Source organism: Rhizobium sp. R634 (assembly GCF_002211305.1).
GTDB lineage: Bacteria > Pseudomonadota > Alphaproteobacteria > Rhizobiales > Rhizobiaceae > Rhizobium.
Genome location: NZ_LOKW01000004.1, coordinates 140,949 through 158,405, shown reverse-complemented (window position 1 = coordinate 158,405; position 17,457 = coordinate 140,949). Strand labels below are relative to the sequence as shown.

Below are 17,457 nucleotides of genomic sequence, written 5' to 3'. Positions count from 1 at the left end.
TTACTGGTTTCGCCGCCTGCCCTGCAGCAGATCGAGCACGGAGTTCGCGGCCTCCAGAACGTTTGTGCCCGGACCGAACACGGCGGCAACGCCGTGCTCATGCAGGAATTCATAATCCTGCCGCGGGATGACGCCGCCGCAGACGACGATAATTTCGCCCCCGCCCTGCGCCTTCAGGCTGTCGATCAACTGCGGCAGCAGCGTCTTGTGGCCGGCTGCGAGCGATGAAACGCCGACGACGTTGACCTTTTGACCGAGCGCCATCCGGGCGGCCTCATCAGGTGTCTGGAAGAGCGGTCCGGCAAGCACATCGAAGCCGATATCGCCGAAGGCCGAGGCGATTACCTTGGCGCCGCGGTCGTGGCCATCCTGGCCGAGCTTGGCGACCATGATCTTCGGCCGATGCCCCATGGCATCGGTCACCTCCGCCATGCGGGTCTTGAGCACGGCAAGTTCCGGCTCGCTTCTATAGGCATCGCCATAGACATCCTTGATCACCTCGGGCGTTGCCGCATGATCGCCGAAGGCCTGCCGCATCGCGTCGGAGATTTCGCCGACGGTGGCGCGGGCGCGCGCCGCCTCGACGGCTGCTGCGAGCAGATTGCCCTTGCCGCTGCGAGCAATTTCGGAAAGTGCGGCAAGCGCATCGGCGGCCTTTGCGCCATCGCGACGCCGCTTGGTGTTCTCGATCCGCCTGACCTGCGCGCTGCGCACGGCGGCATTGTCGATCGCCAGGATGTCGATTTCCTGCTCGGTCTCCAAGCGGTATTTGTTGACGCCGACGATGACTTCTTCGCCCTTGTCGACCGCCGCCTGGCGGCGGGTCGCGGCCTCCTCGATCAGCCGTTTAGGCAAGCCCTCGTTGACGGCTTTCGTCATGCCGCCGAGGGCCTCGACCTCCTCGATCAGCGCCCAGGCCTTGTCGGCGAGTTCCTTCGTCAGGCTCTCGACATAATAGGAGCCGGCGAGAGGATCAACCACCTTGGTCACGCCGGTTTCGTGCTGAAGGATCAACTGCGTATTGCGGGCGATGCGGGCGGAAAATTCCGTCGGCAGCGCGATCGCCTCGTCGAAGGAATTGGTGTGCAGCGACTGCGTACCGCCAAGCACGGCCGACATCGCCTCGAAGGCGGTGCGGATGATGTTGTTATAGGGGTCCTGTTCCTGCAACGAGACGCCGGAGGTCTGGCAATGGGTGCGCAGCATCAGCGAGGATGCCTTCTTCGGCTGGAACTCCTCCATGATGCGGGTCCAGAGCAGCCGGGCGGCGCGCAGTTTCGCGGCTTCCATGAAGAAGTTCATGCCGATCGCGAAGAAGAAGGAGAGCCTGCCGGCGAAATCGTCGATATCGAGGCCTTTGGCGATGGCGGCGCTGACATATTCGCGGCCGTCGGCAAGCGTGAAGGCGAGTTCCTGCACCAGTGTCGCTCCGGCCTCCTGCATGTGATAGCCGGAGATGGAGATCGAATTGAACTTCGGCATCTCCCTTGCCGTGTATTCTATGATGTCGGCAACGATCCGCATCGAGGGTTCGGGCGGATAGATATAGGTGTTGCGGACCATGAACTCCTTGAGGATGTCGTTCTGGATCGTGCCCGATAGGTCGGATCGCGAAACGCCTTGTTCTTCACCTGCGACGATGAAGGAGGCGAGGATCGGGATGACCGCGCCGTTCATGGTCATGGAGACCGAGATCTTTTCCAGCGGAATGCCGTCGAACAGGATCTTCATGTCCTCGACGCTGTCGATCGCCACACCCGCCTTGCCGACATCGCCTTCGACGCGTGGGTGATCACTGTCATAGCCGCGATGGGTGGCGAGATCGAAGGCGACGGAGACGCCCTGCTGGCCGGCGGCCAGCGCCTTGCGGTAGAAAGCGTTCGAGGCCTCAGCCGTCGAGAAGCCGGCATATTGGCGGATCGTCCAGGGGCGCCCAGCATACATGGTCGCGCGCGGGCCGCGGGTAAAGGGCGCAAAACCCGGCAGCGAGCCGAGATGTTCGGCGCCGTCGATATCCCCAGCCGTATAGAGCGGCTTGACGGCAATGCCTTCCGGAGTTTGCCAGGTCAGCGTTTCGGGCGCGGCGCGCAATTCCTTCTGCGCAAGTTCCGCCCAATCCGACAGCGTCTTCTTCGTCATGCGTCTCCTCCGGCTTTTTCATCCGCACCTTATCATTTCACAGGCGCTTGATGCGATACAGCCTTAGGACAATTCGCGCAGGAAAGCATTCACGGCCCGCCACACGTCCGTCGCAACCTTCCGGCCTCGATCTATTTATGATCCAGTTTCGCGACCAAGCGGTCGCCGAGCCATTGGATGCCGCAGACGAGGACGATGAGGACGGCCACGACCGCGATCATCACATTGGTTTCGAAGCGCTGATAGCCGTAGCGGATGGCGAGATCGCCGAGGCCGCCGGCGCCGATCGCGCCTGCCATGGCCGAGGCGCCGATCAGCGTCACCAGCGTGACGGTGAAGCCGGCGACGATGCCGGGCAGCGCTTCGGGTACGAGCACTTCGCGGACGATCGTCCAGCGATTGCCGCCCATGGCGCGCACGGCATCGATCAGCCCGCGATCGACCTCGCGCAGCGACACTTCGGCGATGCGCGCATAGTAGGGTGTCGCGGCGATGGCGAGCGGCACGATGGCCGCCCAAGTGCCGAGCGCCGTGCCGACGATCAGTCGCGTCAGCGGGATCAGTGCCACCAGCAGGATGATGAAAGGCACGGAGCGGAATCCGTTGACGACAGCACCGAGCGCGCGATTGATCCAGAGATTTTCGGCGATGCCACCGCGCGCCGTCACGACAAGCGCAAGGCCGAGCGGCAGGCCGGCGACGAGCGAGATGACGCCCGAGGCGACGGTCATCAGAACCGTCTCCCAAAGCGAACGAAGAAGCAGTTCAAACATGATCGGTGTCATACCCAAGCACCTCTACCCGGGCCGACCGGGACGTCAGGAATTGTTCGACCTTCCCGGCGAGCGCGGGATCGCGGGTGGGAACGGCAATGAAGAACCGTGCCACCGGCTGGTTCTGAATGTGGTCGATTCCGCCATGCACGAGGCGGAAGGAACGGGGCAGCGCAGCCGAAAGATCGGCAAAAAGAGCGCCTTGGGCTTCAGGTCCGGCAAGATCGATGCTGAGGATCGCCTCACTTCCTCCCGTCGCCGAAAGCCGGCCGGCAATATGGGTAGGGAGCTGCGGGCGGATGCCGCCGAGCAAGCTCCTGGTGATCGCTTGCTCCGGATTGGCGAAGACCGACCAGACCTGCCCTTCCTCGACGATCCGCCCGGCATCGATGACCGCGACGCGATCGGCAATGCCGCGCACCACTTCCATCTCATGCGTGATCAGCAGGATCGTCAGTCCGAGCTTACGGTTGATGTCCTTCAGCAGCGCCAGGATCGACCGGGTCGTCTCGGGATCGAGCGCCGATGTCGCCTCGTCGGACAAGAGGAGCGCCGGGCGTGCCGCAAGCGCCCGGGCGATGCCGACGCGCTGCTTCTGGCCGCCCGACAGCGACGCCGGATAGGCCCTCGCCTTGTCGGCAAGACCGACGAGATCGAGCAGCTCATGCGCCCGCTTCAGGCGCTCGGCCTTGGCAACGCCCTCGATCTTCAGCGGCAGCGCGACATTGTCTTCGACGGTCTTGGCGGACAGCAGGTTGAAATGCTGGAAGATCATGCCGATGCGGCGCCGCAGCGGCTGCAGCTCCTGTTCCTGAAGGCCGGTGATGTCGCGGCCTTCGATGCGGATCTCGCCGCTGTCAGCGCGCTCCAGCCCGTTCAGGCAGCGGATCAAGGTCGATTTGCCGGCGCCGCTGCGGCCGATGATGCCGAGAATTTCGCCTCTCTTCACCTGCAGCGAAATGCCGTCGAGCGCAGCCGTCGCTCCGAACCGACGCTTGACGTCGGTCAGTCTCACCACTTCTTCGGCCGCGCCAGCTTGCGGCTGTGCCTCGACCTCGGTGGTGGAAACAAACGAATTCATGTGCTTTTCCTTACAAACACCGAAGGCGGCCTAGGCAAGAAACGCCCGGGCCGCCTTTCGGCAGGCCTTAACCCCGGCCTTATCTCGGATCAATAGGCGCTGAGACCCGTTCCCTTGTAAACCTTGTCGAATTCAGCCTTCACGGTGTCGTTCTGATAGGAAGACACCAGCGTCTTGACCCAGTCGGCATCCTTGTTCTCTTCCTTGACCGCGATGAAGTTGCGGTACGGATTGTCGGCGATCGGTTCCTGTGCAATGCGCTCGGCCGGCGAAAGACCGCTCTTCAGCGCCCAGTCGGTATTGACCACACCGGCATCGAGATCATCGATCGAGCGGCCGACGATGCCGGCATCGAGCTCCTTGATCTCGATCTTCTTCGGGTTCTCCGTAACGTCGGCGACCGTCGCGAGAATCCCCGCATCTTCGCTGAGCTTGATGAGGCCCTCATTCTGGAGAACGCGGAGCGCCCGGCCTTCGTTCGAAGGGTCGTTCGGAACGCCGATCACGGCGCCCTCCGGGATTTCGGCGACGGACTTGTACTTCTTGGTGTAAAGGCCGATCGGCCAGACGCCGGTATAGCCGACGGGGGCGATATGATAGCCGTGCTGCTTGACCTGATTGTCGAGATAGGGCTGGTGCTGGAAGGCGTTGGCGTCGATTTCGCCGCGCTCCAGCGCTTCGTTCGGCTGCGTGTAATCGTTGAAGATGACGGTTTCGATCTTGAGGCCCTTCTTGGCCGCCTCGCTGGTGACCACCCGCCATACATCCTCATCCTCGCCGGCCATGATGCCGACCTTGATCGACTTGTCCTCGGCAAAGGAAGGAGCGGGTGCTGCAAAGGTGAAAAGTGCGGCAGCGGAAACGGCGACGGCTGCAAGAGCGGCGCGGCGCGAAAAGTGAAAGCCGTGAAGGTTTTTGTTCTTGGTCATTGTATATCCCGTCTGACTGAATGAGGCCGAACGCCCCGAGCAGGCTGATCATTGCAAATGCGCGGATCGCGAGCGAAGCACGAAAGTCTGATGTAGTGGAAAGGCCGGAAAAACTCTTGCCGCGCCATCGATATCGGCAGGATAAATTTCCATCAAATTTGTGGATTTATTACGGCTCGTAAGCACATTCTAAAAAATGAAACGGCGCCCCGAGGGCGCCGGTTCGAACCTATTTGGGCACTCTTCACTCAGCAGCGATAAGCGCTCGATTTGGGATGGGAAAGAAGGCCGACAGCTCGCCGATGACCTCTCCGATGCGCTTGGAAAGCGGCTCGGATGAGACGCGATAATCGGTGAAATCGCGGTCGGAAGCATAGACCGCGGTCGGCAGCGTGTGTGACATGAAGAAGCCGAAGAGCGGCCGCAGCTGGTGCTCGACCATCAGCGCATGCCGGTCACCGCCGCCGGTCGCGGTGATGACGATTGGCTTGGCGCGCAGCTCATGCGGGTCGATCAGGTCGATCAAATGCTTGAAGAGACCGGGATAGCTGCCCTTGTAGGTCGGCGCTCCGATGACCAGAACATCGGCATTGACGATGTCGTCGATGACCTCTTTGGCGCGGCTGTCGAGATCGTCACGGCGCAGCGCCGGGCCGAGTGAAGGGCCGACGTCGGTCAGGTCATAGATGGTGTTCTCGAAGCCGTATCTTTCAGCAGCGAGGCCGGCGACGTTTTCGACAAGCGCGAAAGTCTTCGAGGGGCGGTTGAAGCTACCGGCGAGGCCGACCAGTTTCAGAGCAGACATGCCATTTCCTTCCAATATCGTAGCGGGACCGACGTCATTGTTGGCACGAATATTATCTATAAAAATAGTGGATTAAAGGAATGGCGATCCCTCTTCGCGATAGGAGAGGAAAAATACGTGCGTCCCGTCCGCAGCCCGCTGGGTGAAATCGCGGAAGCATCACGCCCGGAATATCGGCGATTCCGGGCGTGAACGCGTCTTTCTCTCCAGGCGACCGCCTCAGGCCGGCTTCTGCTTGGGAATGCGCGGCAGGAAGACGGTCAGGAGACCAAGCAGCGGCAGGTAGGAGCAGATCCGGTAGACGAAATCGATGCCGTGGGTGTCGGCGAAATCGCCAAGCAATGCGGCGCCGAGCCCCCCTGCCCCGAAAGCGAAGCCGAAGAAGACGCCGGCAATCAGCCCGACGCGCCCGGGCACCAGTTCCTGTGCGAAGACGACGATCGCCGAGAAGGCCGATGCGAAGATCAGGCCGATCACGATGCTGAGGACGCCCGTCCAGAAAAGATTGGCATAAGGCAGGAGCAGGGCAAAAGGAATGACGCCGAGGATCGAGAACCAGATGACGAAACGGGCGCCGAAGCGATCGCCGATCGGCCCGCCGAGGAAAGTGCCGACGGCGACCGAACCCAAAAAGAGGAAGAGCATCAGCTGCGCCTGCTGCACGCTGAGTTGGAATTTGTCGATGACGTAAAAGGTGAAGTAGCTCGACACGCTCGCCATATAGACGTTCTTCGTCGCCGTCAGCAGCACGAGGATCAGCAGCGCCCAGACGACCCTGTTCTGCGGCAGCGGCAGGGTTCTGCTTACCGCCGGCTTGCTGGCGTTCTGGCGCCTGTGGCTCATGTACCAGTTTCCGACCCAGCTCAGCACGATCATGCCGACCATGGCGATGGCGGAGAACCAGGAAACGCTGTGCTGGCCGAGCGGCAGCACGATGAAGGCGGCAAGCAGCGGGCCGATCGCCTGGCCGGCATTGCCGCCGACCTGGAAAAAGGACTGCGCAAAGCCGTGACGGCCGCCGGAGGCAAGACGGGCGACGCGCGAGGATTCCGGATGGAAGACCGCCGAGCCGAAGCCGATCAGGCTTGCGGCGACCAGCAACAGCGCAAAACTGCCGGCATTGCCGAGAAGAATGAGACCGCAAAACGTGCTCGCCATGCCGACCGGCAGCGAATAGGGCATCGGCCAGCGATCGGTAACGATGCCGACCAGCGGCTGCAGCAGCGAGGCTGTGACCTGGAACGTCATGGTGAGGAGGCCGATCTGAACGAAATCGAGATCGTAATTCGCCTTGAACAGCGGATAGAGCGAGGCGAGCAGCGACTGCATGATATCGTTCAGCATATGACAGAAGCTGACCGCCATCAGGATAGACATGGTTGTCTTTTCAAAACGAGGCGCGCTCTCGGCAACGGTTGCCATGAATATTCCTCCTGCACAGGCACGTTCGGTGCCGTGCCGCGTCGATTTTTTACGGATTTTCGGGCGATCGGGGCCGGGAGACACTCGAGCGGCGGTCGCTTCACTGGATTTAACGCAAGCCGGGCGGCAAGCACAGCCCAGTTTTAACAGTATCGGTACGGATTTTGTTCGATTTATTCTTCCGCCGATCGGATTTCGCTGAGTTTCGGTCTCGGATGGCGGTTTTCATATCACAGTCCGTCGCGATCAATCGCATATCGGATATGCTATGTGAAAACAGCCATGGAAAAGCAGCGCAGGGGATACTACAGCTGCGCCGATTGAAAATGCGATCGAGGCTGAAAACACGCGATGAACGTCAAGACACCCAATGCAATAGACAGCTATGTCGGAGCCCGCATAAGAATGCGCCGGCAATTGCTCGGAATGAGCCAGGAGCGGCTTGCCGATCAGATCGGGGTGACCTTTCAGCAGGTTCAGAAATACGAGAAGGGCATCAACCGCATCGGCGCGAGCCGCCTGCAGCGGATTGCCGAAGTGCTTCACACCTCGCCGAGCTTCTTCTTCGAGCAGGGCGATTCCGAACCGCTGACGCTGCAGGGGCTGGAGCTGCCGGCGAATGGAGATCCGGTGACTGAATTCCTCAGGACGAAAGAGGGTCTGGTGCTCAACCGCGCCTTCCTGAAGATCGCAGACCAGAATATCCGCGAAACGATCATCGCGCTGGTAAATGCGATGGCCCAGGCAGAAAGCAGCGGCGCAACATTCGGGAGCTCTTTGCCGGATGGGGTCCATCCGCTCGGGAGATAACCGAGAAGTTCTGGGCATTGCGGGTAATGCCGCCCCCTCGCCCGCGTTGGTGTCGTGCAGATACACTTGGCTGCTGCTGGCCCGCAGCGGTAATCACGGCTGCGACCATTCTCGATATTTCGATTCCGACGCATTGTGATCGGCTATGATGCCGGCTTGCGGCTTAGGCGAGTCGGCAGATACATGCGAAGTTACCCACCGGACTGCGGCCCGTCGGCCGGTTCAAGCCATTGAAAAAGATTGGACAACCTCGCGATAGGGTCTTGTTAACCCTATTTGCCTTGCGACTCGTTCAGAATCGGCGCTAAATGCGCTTTCATAGTGCGCAGGGCTTTTAAATCGCATTTTCGAGATTTCCATGAATATGGCACCGCAGATAGAAAAAGCAATTTCTGATGTCGACCAGCTGATCATTGGTCAGGCGCAGGAGCTGTCCGACAAGCTCAAGCAGCATCGGCTCGAAATGTTTCCGCCGCGCGCGCTGAAGGGCTTGCGGCAATTTCAGCTCGCCGAAGTCGCACGCTTCCTCGGCGTCACCAGCGGCTATCTTCGCAATTTATCGCTGGAAGGCAAGGGCGCCCTTCCCCAGGTCACGCCCTCGGGCCGCCGCTCCTATACGGCGGAGCAGATGGAGGAGATGCGGGCTTTCCTGGAGCATCACGCGCGTGCGGGAACACATTATCTGCGGCATCGCCGGGGCAACGAACATCTGCAGGTCGTGGCCGTCGTCAACTTCAAGGGCGGCAGCGGCAAGACGACGACTGCCGCGCATCTTGCCCAGCATCTTGCGCTTACCGGTCACCGCGTCCTCGCCGTCGATCTCGACCCGCAGGCCTCCCTCTCCGCCATCCATGGCTTCCAGCCGGAATTCGACGTCAACGAAAATGAGACGCTCTACGCCGCCATTCGCTACGACGATCAGAGGAGGCCGCTGAGAGAGATCATCCGGCCAACGAACTTTCCGAACCTTCATCTGGTGCCGGGTAATCTCGAACTGATGGAATTCGAGCATGATACGCCGCGCGTCCTCGCCCAGGGCAAGACGGGTGACTATGGACGCGTCTTCTTCGCGCGGCTGGATGAGGCGCTTTCCTCGGTGGCCGACGATTACGATATCGTCATCATCGACTGCCCTCCCCAGCTCGGTTTTCTCACCATGAGCGCCATTTGCGGCGCGACGGCGGTTCTGATCACCGTCCACCCGCAGATGCTCGATGTCATGTCGATGTGCCAGTTTCTGCAGATGCTCGGCGAAGTGCTGAACACGCTGAAGGGCGCCGGCGGCAACATGAACCTTGATTGGCTGCGTTATCTCGTGACCCGCTACGATCCCCAAGACGGACCGCAGACGCAGATGGTCGCCTTCATGCGGTCGATGTTCAAGAACCATGTGCTGACCAATCCGATGCTGCGCAGCGTCGCGATCTCCGATGCCGCGATGACCAACCAGACGCTTTACGAGGTCGAGCGCAGCCAGTTTACCCGCGCGACCTATGACCGGGCGATGGAAGCAATGGACGCCGTCAACGGCGAGATCTCCGATCTCATCCACAAGGCTTGGGGGCGGAAATGACCGGGAAGTTTACTGCGGTAAACTGCAACAGGGAGCGGGCCGATGGCGCGTAAGAATCTCCTCTCGGGGCTGATGGACGATTCCAAGAAGTTTACCGCGGTAAACAGTGAGGACGAGCCGCTTCACAAGGACGAGAAACAGCAGATCACCTATAAGGGGATCGGCGCTCTCGGCGCCGTGACGCGCAGTATCGACGCGCTGGCTGCCAAGGCCGATGCGGCCAAAGCCATCGAAGAAAAGCTGGCGACGGGTGAGACGGTGATCGACCTTGATCCCACCCTGATTGAAGACTCCTTCGTCACCGACAGACTGGCCCATACCGACGAGCAGTTCCGCGAACTGGTCGAGGCAATCCGCTTGCGCGGCCAGGATTCGCCGATCCTCGTGCGTCCGCATCCTGAAAAGGACGGCCGGTATCAGATCGCCTTCGGCCATCGCCGCGCCCGGGCCGCCAAGGAGCTCGGCCGGCCCGTTCGCGCCGTGGTCAAGAAGCTCGATGATCGCGACCACGTCATCGCCCAGGGGCAGGAAAATTCGGCCCGCGCCGATCTTTCCTTCATCGAAAGGACGATGTTCGCCGACAAGCTCGACAGGCTCGGTTTCGACCGGGAAACGATCATGTCTGCGCTCAGCGCCGACAAGACGACAGTGTCCAAGATGCTGTCCGTCACCAAGCGGATTCCGGCTGAGGTTCTGGCCGCCATCGGCGCGGCCAAGACAACCGGCCGCGATCGCTGGCACGATTTGTCGGTGAGGTTCGAGACCGAAAATATCAGCGCTCGCGCGATCGAATTCACCAGGTCGCAGGAATTCGAGACGGCGGAGCCGGACGCCCGGTTTGACATGCTCGTTGCCTTTATCAGCAGAAGACCGCAGCAAACCTCATCCATAGCGGCACCGAAGCCGGTTCGCGCCTGGCAGCGTCAGGACGGCGCGGTCAAGGCGAAGATCAAGGATGACGGAAAACAATTCACCATCGCGCTGAAGGCCGAGAAGGCGTCTGCTTTCGGGGCCTATATCGCCAGCAATCTGGACCGTCTCTACGAGGCGTTCGAGAAGACACAGGATTTGACGAAAAACGGAGATCAATAAGCAAAAGAAAAGGCCCCCGAACGTTGCCGTCGCGGAAGCCCTCTCTGATCTAGACACCCAGAGAATCACATTTCCGCGAATCATAGTCAAGAGTCTTTGGCACCGAATTTGGTGAGCCGTGATCTTTTGCCTTGAAGAAGGCGAAAAGAATGGAAAGCGGAAGTGTGACGACGCCTTTTGGGCGGCGGCCGATGACGCTTGGCATGTTGGCAAGCCAAGCGTCTGCTCAAAAGATCGAGCCCGGCCAATCAATCGACAAGTGGAAACTTTACCGCGCCCTGTGTGAGGCGAAGCCTTTGCTTGGGATCACCGACCGGGCGCTCGCTGTGCTGAACGCCTTGCTGAGCTTCTATCCCAAGGGCCAGCTCTCTTGGGAAAACGGGCTCGTCGTTTTTCCCTCCAATGCGCAGCTCTCGCTGCGTGCGCATGGCATGGCGGAACAGACCATTCGCCGTCATCTCGCGGCGCTCATCGAGGCGGGGTTGCTCATCCGCAAAGACAGCCCGAACGGCAAGCGCTATGCGCGCAAGGAGCAGGGCGGGGAGATCCGCGAGGCGTTCGGTTTCTCGTTGGCTCCGTTGCTCGTGCGCTCCGAAGAGATCGAGCGGCTGGCGGCCGAAGTGGCGGCCGAACGGCTGCAGTTGCAGCGGCTGCGGGAACGCCTGACGCTTTGCCGCCGTGACGTCGCCAAGCTCATCGAGATGGCCTTGGAAGAGGGGGCTGCCGGCGATTGGAACAAGATCCATCTGCATTTTCGCGCCGTCCTTGAGCGCTTGCCTCGGTTACCTTCCGCTGGCCAGGTGGCTGAAGCTCTCGACGAGCTGGAATTGCTGCGCGAAGAAATCGTCAATCAATTGGAAATGCAGGTTAAAGCTCAAAATCAAAGCGGCAATGCCCAACATTTTGAGCGGCACATACAGAATTCAAACCCACATCCCTTTATTGAACTTGAACCAAGCTTCGAAACGAAGCAGGGCGCAACCGCAGATGATCGATCGGCAGGCTGGGCCGAGCCGATAACACGAATACCGAAAAACGAAGAGCGGGACGGGCGTGCCGCGACTACGAAATCGGCCTCCTCTACCAACGACAGGCTGAAATCCTTCCCGCTGGGGCTCGTGCTGCAGGCCTGCCCCGAAATCGCAGCCTATGGGCCGCAAGGCTCGGTCGGCACGTGGCGCGACCTGATGGCGGCGGCCGTAGTCGTGCGCTCGATGCTCGGCGTCAGCCCGTCGGCCTATGAGCAGGCCTGTGAGACCATGGGTCCGGAAAATGCCGCCACCGTCATGGCCTGCGTTCTCGAAAGGGCAGGGCACATCAACTCCGCCGGCGGTTACCTGCGTGACCTGACGCGCCGCGCCGAAAGAGGGGAGTTCGCTATCGGACCGATGTTGATGGCCCTTGCCCGAAGCAATTCGCCGGTCAGAGGGAGGACAGGATGAATTTGCTTCCACGGTCCTGACGAAAATTATTATGGTTAACGAAGTGTGACGGAAATGAAGGGCCAGATCGCTTCTGGTTGGCAGTTTCCCGCTTTTGTATCAGCAGTTTAGAAATTCTCAAACAGCTCTATGGGGTGTGCCGCCGAGCCTGAAACGCTTTTTGATCCTGTCGACGGGTGTTCCATCCAGCAGCGGAACCTGCACAAGCCTGTCATAGGGCTCGAAGCCCATTTTTGCGTAATAGGCGAGACCGCTGACGTTGTCGGCGCGAATGGTGGCATTGATGAAGGCGAGACCGACCTCCTCGGCTGCTGCCCGAGTTGCGGGGAAAAGCGCCCGGCCGACTCCGGGGATCTTCGGATCGATACGGGCAAATGTCGCGATATCGGCATATCCTTTCGGCGGGTCGCCATAAAGGCTGAGCGACTGGAAGCCTGCAAGCGACCGATCCTGCTCGGCGACATGGCAGACAAGGGGGAATTCGCCGTCGATGAACCAATCCGCGAACTCCGAAGCCGAAAGAGGCGTCTCGAGCGCGGTTGTTCCACCCGCCACAATGATCTCGTTCAGGAGGCTGCACAGCTCCTCCGCGTCGGCGGATACCGCTTTTCGAATATGCACGTCTTTCCTACCTCGCATTGGGACCGCGAGCGTAGCGACGGCGTCAGAAGAGCACAAGCGACCATCTCGACCGTCGATGAGGCGTGCTTGCCCGAAATCCTGCAGTTGACGGCAAAACGCTTTTTGACGATAGGGCAGGGGTGGCGGAAAGGCGCCGCTTGGCAATGGAAGAAGCAGGGGAGCATGCGTTTGAAACGGGCAGTGGATTTTTTCCTGGCGGTCATTGCTTCGCTGGTGCTGCTCGTTCCGAGCCTCGTCGTCGCCCTTTGTGTTCGCCTTACCTCGCCGGGACCGGTCCTCTATTGGTCAAAGCGTGTCGGCCGTTTCAATCAGATCTTCCTGATGCCGAAATTCAGGAGCATGCGCATCGACACGCCGACGGTCGCCACGCATCTGCTCGACAATCCGGACCGGTTTCTGACCCCCATCGGCTCGTTTCTTCGCAAATCCAGCCTCGATGAGCTGCCGCAACTCTGGTGCATTCTCGCGGGGAAGATGAGTTTCGTCGGACCGCGTCCGGCGCTCTATAATCAGTATGATCTGATCGAATTGCGGACGGCCCACGGCGTCGACAAGCTCCTGCCGGGACTGACGGGATGGGCGCAGATCAACGGACGAGACGAATTGCCGATTCCCGAGAAGGTGAAATTCGATGTTGAATATCTCGAGCGGCGCTCGTTCGGCTTCGATATGCGCATCCTGTTTCTCACCGCAGAAAAGGTGATCCGCCGAAAGGGAATCACGCATTAACTTGCCTACCTCAGATAGATAAGCGGTTCGAAAGGCCGCGCTTTCCGATTATTTCAGTTGCGCTCGTTGCAGAAAATGACAAGAAGGTGTTGTCCATTTGATCGCGAGACGCCGGTTAGCAATGCCTGAAAATACCCCCACTGAGACGCCACGCTCGGGATGGTTCTTAGTGCCGATGCAGGCGCTCGTCGCCCCTCTTCTGGCAATGCCGCGCGCTGCCAAACGCGCACTGGCATTGCTGGTGGATTCCGCCTTTTGCGTGCTGACGATTTGGCTCGCCTATTGCTTCCGTCTCAACGAATGGACGGTGCTGACCGGTGTGCAATGGTTGCCGGTCTTCGTTTCGCTGTGCATGGCTCTTCCCATCTTCGTCGTCATGGGCATGTATCGGGCGATCTTCCGTTATGCCAATCTGGCTGCGTTCATTACTGTTTTAAAGGCGATTGCGATCTACGGCTTCGCCTTCATGACAATATTTACCGCTCTCAGCGTGCCCGGTGTCCCGAGAACCGTCGGCATTCTCCAGCCGTTCCTGCTGTTGATCGGGATCGGGCTGTCACGGCTGGGTATCCGCTATTGGCTCGGAGATGCCTACCAGCGTATCCTTCACAAGAATATGCTCGCGAAGGTGCTGATCTACGGGGCGGGCAAGGCCGGGCGGCAATTGGCGGCTGCCCTGACGAACAGCGCCGAACTCAACGTCGTCGGCTATCTGGATGACGATCCGCGCCTCAAGGGCGGCGTCATGGGTGGCTTGCCGATCTATGACCCGTCGGATCTTCCGGAGCTCGCCGGAACTCTCGGCGTGCACAACGTGCTTCTTGCTCTTCCATCCGCATCGCGGCAGCGCCGCAATGAGATCCTGGAGCGCATCCGCAAAGCCAGGGTGAATGTCCGGACATTGCCTGACCTCACGGCTCTGGCGCAGGGGCGTGTCGCCGTCTCCGACATTCGTGAGCTGGAGATCGAAGACCTGCTGGGGAGGGAAGCGGTTGCGCCGCGGCAGGAGCTGCTCGACAAGGCGATGCGCAACAAGGTGGTAATGGTCACCGGCGCCGGCGGCTCCATCGGCGGCGAATTATGCCGCCAGATTCTGCGCAACGCGCCTTCGAGCCTCATCCTCGTCGATCAGAACGAGTTTGCGCTCTACAATATCCATGCCGAATTGTTGAAGCTGGCCGAGCTGTACAAATATGCAAGCCTGCAGATCGTTCCCATTCTCTGTTCCGTTCGCGACCATGACCGCATGGAACATATTATCCAGAGCTGGCGGCCGCAGACGCTCTATCATGCCGCTGCCTACAAACATGTGCCTCTTGTCGAACATAATGCGGTGGAAGGCATCAAGAACAATGTCATGGGGACGCTGATCACCGCCCGGGCGGCGAACAAATGCGGCGTCTCGAATTTCGTGCTGATCAGTACCGACAAGGCCGTGCGTCCGACAAATGTGATGGGCGCGAGCAAAAGGCTGGCGGAGATGGTCCTGCAGGCGCTTGCGGCGGAGCCGGCCGCCGGCGGAGCGCGGACGAATTTCTCCATGGTCCGTTTTGGAAACGTCCTCGGCTCCTCCGGATCCGTCGTGCCACTGTTCCGGCAGCAGATCAAGGAAGGCGGCCCGGTGACGCTGACGCATCCCGATATAACCCGCTATTTCATGACCATTTCGGAGGCCTCGCAGCTCGTCATCCAGGCGGGCGCGATGGCGGACGGCGGGGATGTTTTCCTGCTCGATATGGGAGAGCCTGTCCGCATCGCCGATCTTGCCCGCAAGATGGTGGAGCTTTCCGGCCTGACCGTGCGCCACGAGGATAATCCCGAAGGGGATATCGAGCTTGCCGTTACCGGCCTCAGGCCCGGCGAGAAGCTCTATGAAGAACTGCTGATCGGCGACAATCCGGAAACGACGGAACATCCCAGGATCATGAAGGCGCGCGAGGATTTTCTGTCCTGGCCGGAGCTTTCAAAGAGGCTGAGCTCGCTCAACGCGGCGCTGGATCGCAACGATATGATCGCGGCGCGCGTGGCCTTGGCGGAACTCGTTTCCGGCTATTCATCGACGGGCGAGGTTTCGGATCTGGCTTTCACCGGCGCCGAAACTATTACGGCGGCCTGAAGCTCCGCCGACACCCAGGTGGCGGAAATCAGCTTCGAACGACCGGCGCAAAACGCGTGCTGCCGCGATCCGCGCAAATAAGCGCGACCATATAGGCGAAGATCGGATCCAATGCCTTTTGGTTGAACATGATGCCGAAGCTGCCCGTTATAACGTAGCTGCTGATCAACAGAAGTGCGATCGCGATGGCGAGGTCGCGGCTTGGCCCGGGCTCCTTTTTCCAGGCAGCGATCAAGGGCGTCAGGAGCAGCAGCGAAAGTGCGGCGATGCCGACGATGCCTGCGTCAATTCCCGCGGTCAGAAAACCGTTATGGACATGCGAATAGGGAAGCTGCGGCCTGATGCTTTCAGGGACCTCCGCCAGCACGGCCGCCATTCTGTTTTGCGGGCCATAACCGGTAAACGGATCCTTGACGATGGCCGATAGTGCGCCTTTGTAGAGGGCGACCCGCGCGCTCAGCGACGTGATATCGCCATGAGCGCTTTCCAGCGTCGAAAGATTGTTCTGGAGTTCGCGGACGCGATAGACGACCTGGTCGCTGCCGAGAGCAAGAAGCCCCAGCAACAGCACGGTGCCGGTGATGGCCACGCTGCGCAAACTCACATGAAAGCGGTGCTTGGGAAAATACCACAGGAAGATCACGACATGCACGGGAATGACCAGCCAGGCCGAGCGCGTTCCGGAAAGCAACGCGCAGCCTAGGCCTGCGGCATATCCCAGGATTGCGATTTTCTGCTCCATGCTTTTGGGCGATTGGATGTTGAGAAGCGCGACGCTGCCGAAAAGAACGCCGATAACGCCGAGAAGGGCGGCGTTCGACGTCCCCGCTTCCGCCCTGGGCATCAGGAACAGGACCTGAAGCAGGCTGAAAAGAAAGGTCACGATCATGCCGAGGCCAGCGCCCAGGATAAAGAGCGGCACGAGGCGGCCATCGGGGGATTGGCGCATGCGCGGCAAAATCAGCCAGATCGAAAAGAAAGGCAGGAGACGGAAGATCCAATCCAGTTCTTCGGAAAACGGCGGATTGACGAATATGCTGACGATCATCACCACCGGGTAGATCGTCATGCAAATGGCAACCAGGCGGTCGGATTTGGACAGATTCAATGGAAAGCGGGCTATCGCCAGAAGATAGAGGCCCGATATCATCGATCCGAGGAGGATGAACGAGTTAAAATTGGGCGAAAGGCCGGGCAGGATTGCAAAGAGAAAGACCGCAATGCCGTTGGTTCGATCAAGCGTGCTTCCCGACCCGTTTCCGGGATGAAGTATCGCAATCACGAGTTGCCTGAAGTAATTCACTTTGCTGATCCTGAGGTGTCGCTAATCCAGCCTCGCTAAGGACCGTTGTCACCGCTGTCAAGCTGTGAGGGCAGGCAAAACCCTTGCTTTCCTCACTGTCGTATTCTGGCAACAGCAAAGCCTGATGCTTCCTCGTCTTACCCGATGATCAGCCGCAATGTTCTGCGATGGTCAAGCCGACACGACAAGAAAACACGTTTGAGGTGCGAACTTGCTGCGAGGCTTTACGTCAAACGTCGTGATTCCGCGTTCGGAAAAACGCCGTTAGAGCGCATGATGGGTGGGCGATACACTCAAACGACTGCACCGCACTTGGTTGGTGTCTGCCGCTATCGCCAATAGGAGCGTGCCGGGCTTTCCGCTGATGATCGGCCCAGGAGATAGCCGAGACCGAATGCGACAAAGCCGATACTGAGCAGCAATGCGCTTGCTGTGTGCGGATGGTCTCTAGCGCCTGATGTGACTGCATAGACCTCACGTTTCACGCCGCTGGCCGCCGATTGGGCAGCCTTGGCCAATCCCTTCGGCTGCTCAACGGGTGTGCCGGTGAATCCCGCGTTCAAATCTTGTTTGTCGACCATATCGGGACCTTCCTCAATTA

At 59.9% G+C, this 17,457-nt stretch carries 15 protein-coding genes; 6 read left to right on the top strand and 9 right to left on the bottom strand.

Annotated elements, in window-relative coordinates; translation table 11 throughout:
- From scpA to ATY77_RS07730, 6 genes are all read right to left on the bottom strand, one after another.
- Positions 1-2,139, bottom strand: a complete 2,139-nt coding sequence (gene scpA / locus ATY77_RS07755; RefSeq protein WP_088686818.1) for a methylmalonyl-CoA mutase — start codon at positions 2,137-2,139, stop codon at positions 1-3.
- Between the two features lie 131 nt (positions 2,140-2,270).
- Complete coding sequence (locus tag ATY77_RS07750) at positions 2,271-2,924, bottom strand: methionine ABC transporter permease (protein WP_088686817.1); 654 nt, start codon at positions 2,922-2,924, stop codon at positions 2,271-2,273.
- On the bottom strand, positions 2,905-3,993 hold the full coding sequence (locus ATY77_RS07745; protein WP_088686816.1) for a methionine ABC transporter ATP-binding protein: 1,089 nt from the start codon (positions 3,991-3,993) through the stop codon (positions 2,905-2,907). The genes ATY77_RS07750 and ATY77_RS07745 overlap by 20 nt, the downstream gene beginning before the upstream one ends.
- 89 nt (positions 3,994-4,082) lie before the next feature.
- A complete protein-coding gene (locus ATY77_RS07740) occupies positions 4,083-4,922 on the bottom strand; it encodes a MetQ/NlpA family lipoprotein (RefSeq protein WP_088686815.1) in 840 nt (279 codons plus the stop codon).
- 244 nt (positions 4,923-5,166) lie between these two features.
- A complete protein-coding gene (gene msuE, locus ATY77_RS07735) occupies positions 5,167-5,727 on the bottom strand; it encodes an FMN reductase (protein ID WP_088686814.1) in 561 nt (186 codons plus the stop codon).
- 219 nt (positions 5,728-5,946) lie between these two features.
- A complete protein-coding gene (locus ATY77_RS07730; protein ID WP_088686813.1) occupies positions 5,947-7,149 on the bottom strand; it encodes an MFS transporter in 1,203 nt (400 codons plus the stop codon).
- Between the two features lie 351 nt (positions 7,150-7,500).
- Here ATY77_RS07730 and ATY77_RS07725 point away from each other — a divergent pair, with 351 nt between their 5' ends.
- The 4 genes from ATY77_RS07725 to repC all read left to right on the top strand — a co-directional run bounded on the left by ATY77_RS07725 (position 7,501) and on the right by repC (position 12,066).
- Positions 7,501-7,959 (top strand): helix-turn-helix domain-containing protein, encoded by a 459-nt coding sequence (locus tag ATY77_RS07725; protein ID WP_088686812.1) that lies wholly within the window; start codon positions 7,501-7,503, stop codon positions 7,957-7,959.
- Positions 7,960-8,317: 358 nt separating this feature from the next.
- Positions 8,318-9,532, top strand: coding sequence for a plasmid partitioning protein RepA (repA, locus tag ATY77_RS07720; RefSeq protein ID WP_088686811.1), 1,215 nt, complete (start codon positions 8,318-8,320; stop codon positions 9,530-9,532).
- A gap of 42 nt (positions 9,533-9,574) precedes the next feature.
- Positions 9,575-10,624 (top strand): plasmid partitioning protein RepB, encoded by a 1,050-nt coding sequence (gene repB, locus ATY77_RS07715; protein WP_088686810.1) that lies wholly within the window; start codon positions 9,575-9,577, stop codon positions 10,622-10,624.
- Positions 10,625-10,773: 149 nt separating this feature from the next.
- The gene (gene repC / locus ATY77_RS07710; protein WP_088686809.1) at positions 10,774-12,066 is read left to right on the top strand and encodes a plasmid replication protein RepC; all 1,293 of its coding nucleotides are present in this window, start codon (positions 10,774-10,776) and stop codon (positions 12,064-12,066) included.
- A 117-nt stretch (positions 12,067-12,183) separates the two neighbouring features.
- On the opposite strand, the gene ATY77_RS07705 is transcribed toward repC, so the two are convergent.
- Positions 12,184-12,687 (bottom strand): GNAT family N-acetyltransferase, encoded by a 504-nt coding sequence (locus tag ATY77_RS07705; RefSeq protein ID WP_088686808.1) that lies wholly within the window; start codon positions 12,685-12,687, stop codon positions 12,184-12,186.
- A gap of 183 nt (positions 12,688-12,870) precedes the next feature.
- Here ATY77_RS07705 and ATY77_RS07700 point away from each other — a divergent pair, with 183 nt between their 5' ends.
- Together ATY77_RS07700 and ATY77_RS07695 are read left to right on the top strand one after the other, a co-directional pair.
- On the top strand, positions 12,871-13,437 hold the full coding sequence (locus tag ATY77_RS07700; RefSeq protein ID WP_088686807.1) for a sugar transferase: 567 nt from the start codon (positions 12,871-12,873) through the stop codon (positions 13,435-13,437).
- Positions 13,438-13,558: 121 nt separating this feature from the next.
- On the top strand, positions 13,559-15,553 hold the full coding sequence (locus ATY77_RS07695) for a nucleoside-diphosphate sugar epimerase/dehydratase (protein WP_088686806.1): 1,995 nt from the start codon (positions 13,559-13,561) through the stop codon (positions 15,551-15,553).
- A gap of 28 nt (positions 15,554-15,581) precedes the next feature.
- Here the strand turns inward: ATY77_RS07695 and ATY77_RS07690 are convergent, their stop codons facing one another.
- Entirely contained in the window at positions 15,582-16,856 is a 1,275-nt protein-coding gene (locus tag ATY77_RS07690) for an O-antigen ligase family protein (protein ID WP_088686805.1), read from the bottom strand.
- A 329-nt stretch (positions 16,857-17,185) separates the two neighbouring features.
- Complete coding sequence (locus tag ATY77_RS07685) at positions 17,186-17,437, bottom strand: hypothetical protein (protein ID WP_088686804.1); 252 nt, start codon at positions 17,435-17,437, stop codon at positions 17,186-17,188.
- Between the last annotated feature and the right edge of the window lie 20 nt (positions 17,438-17,457).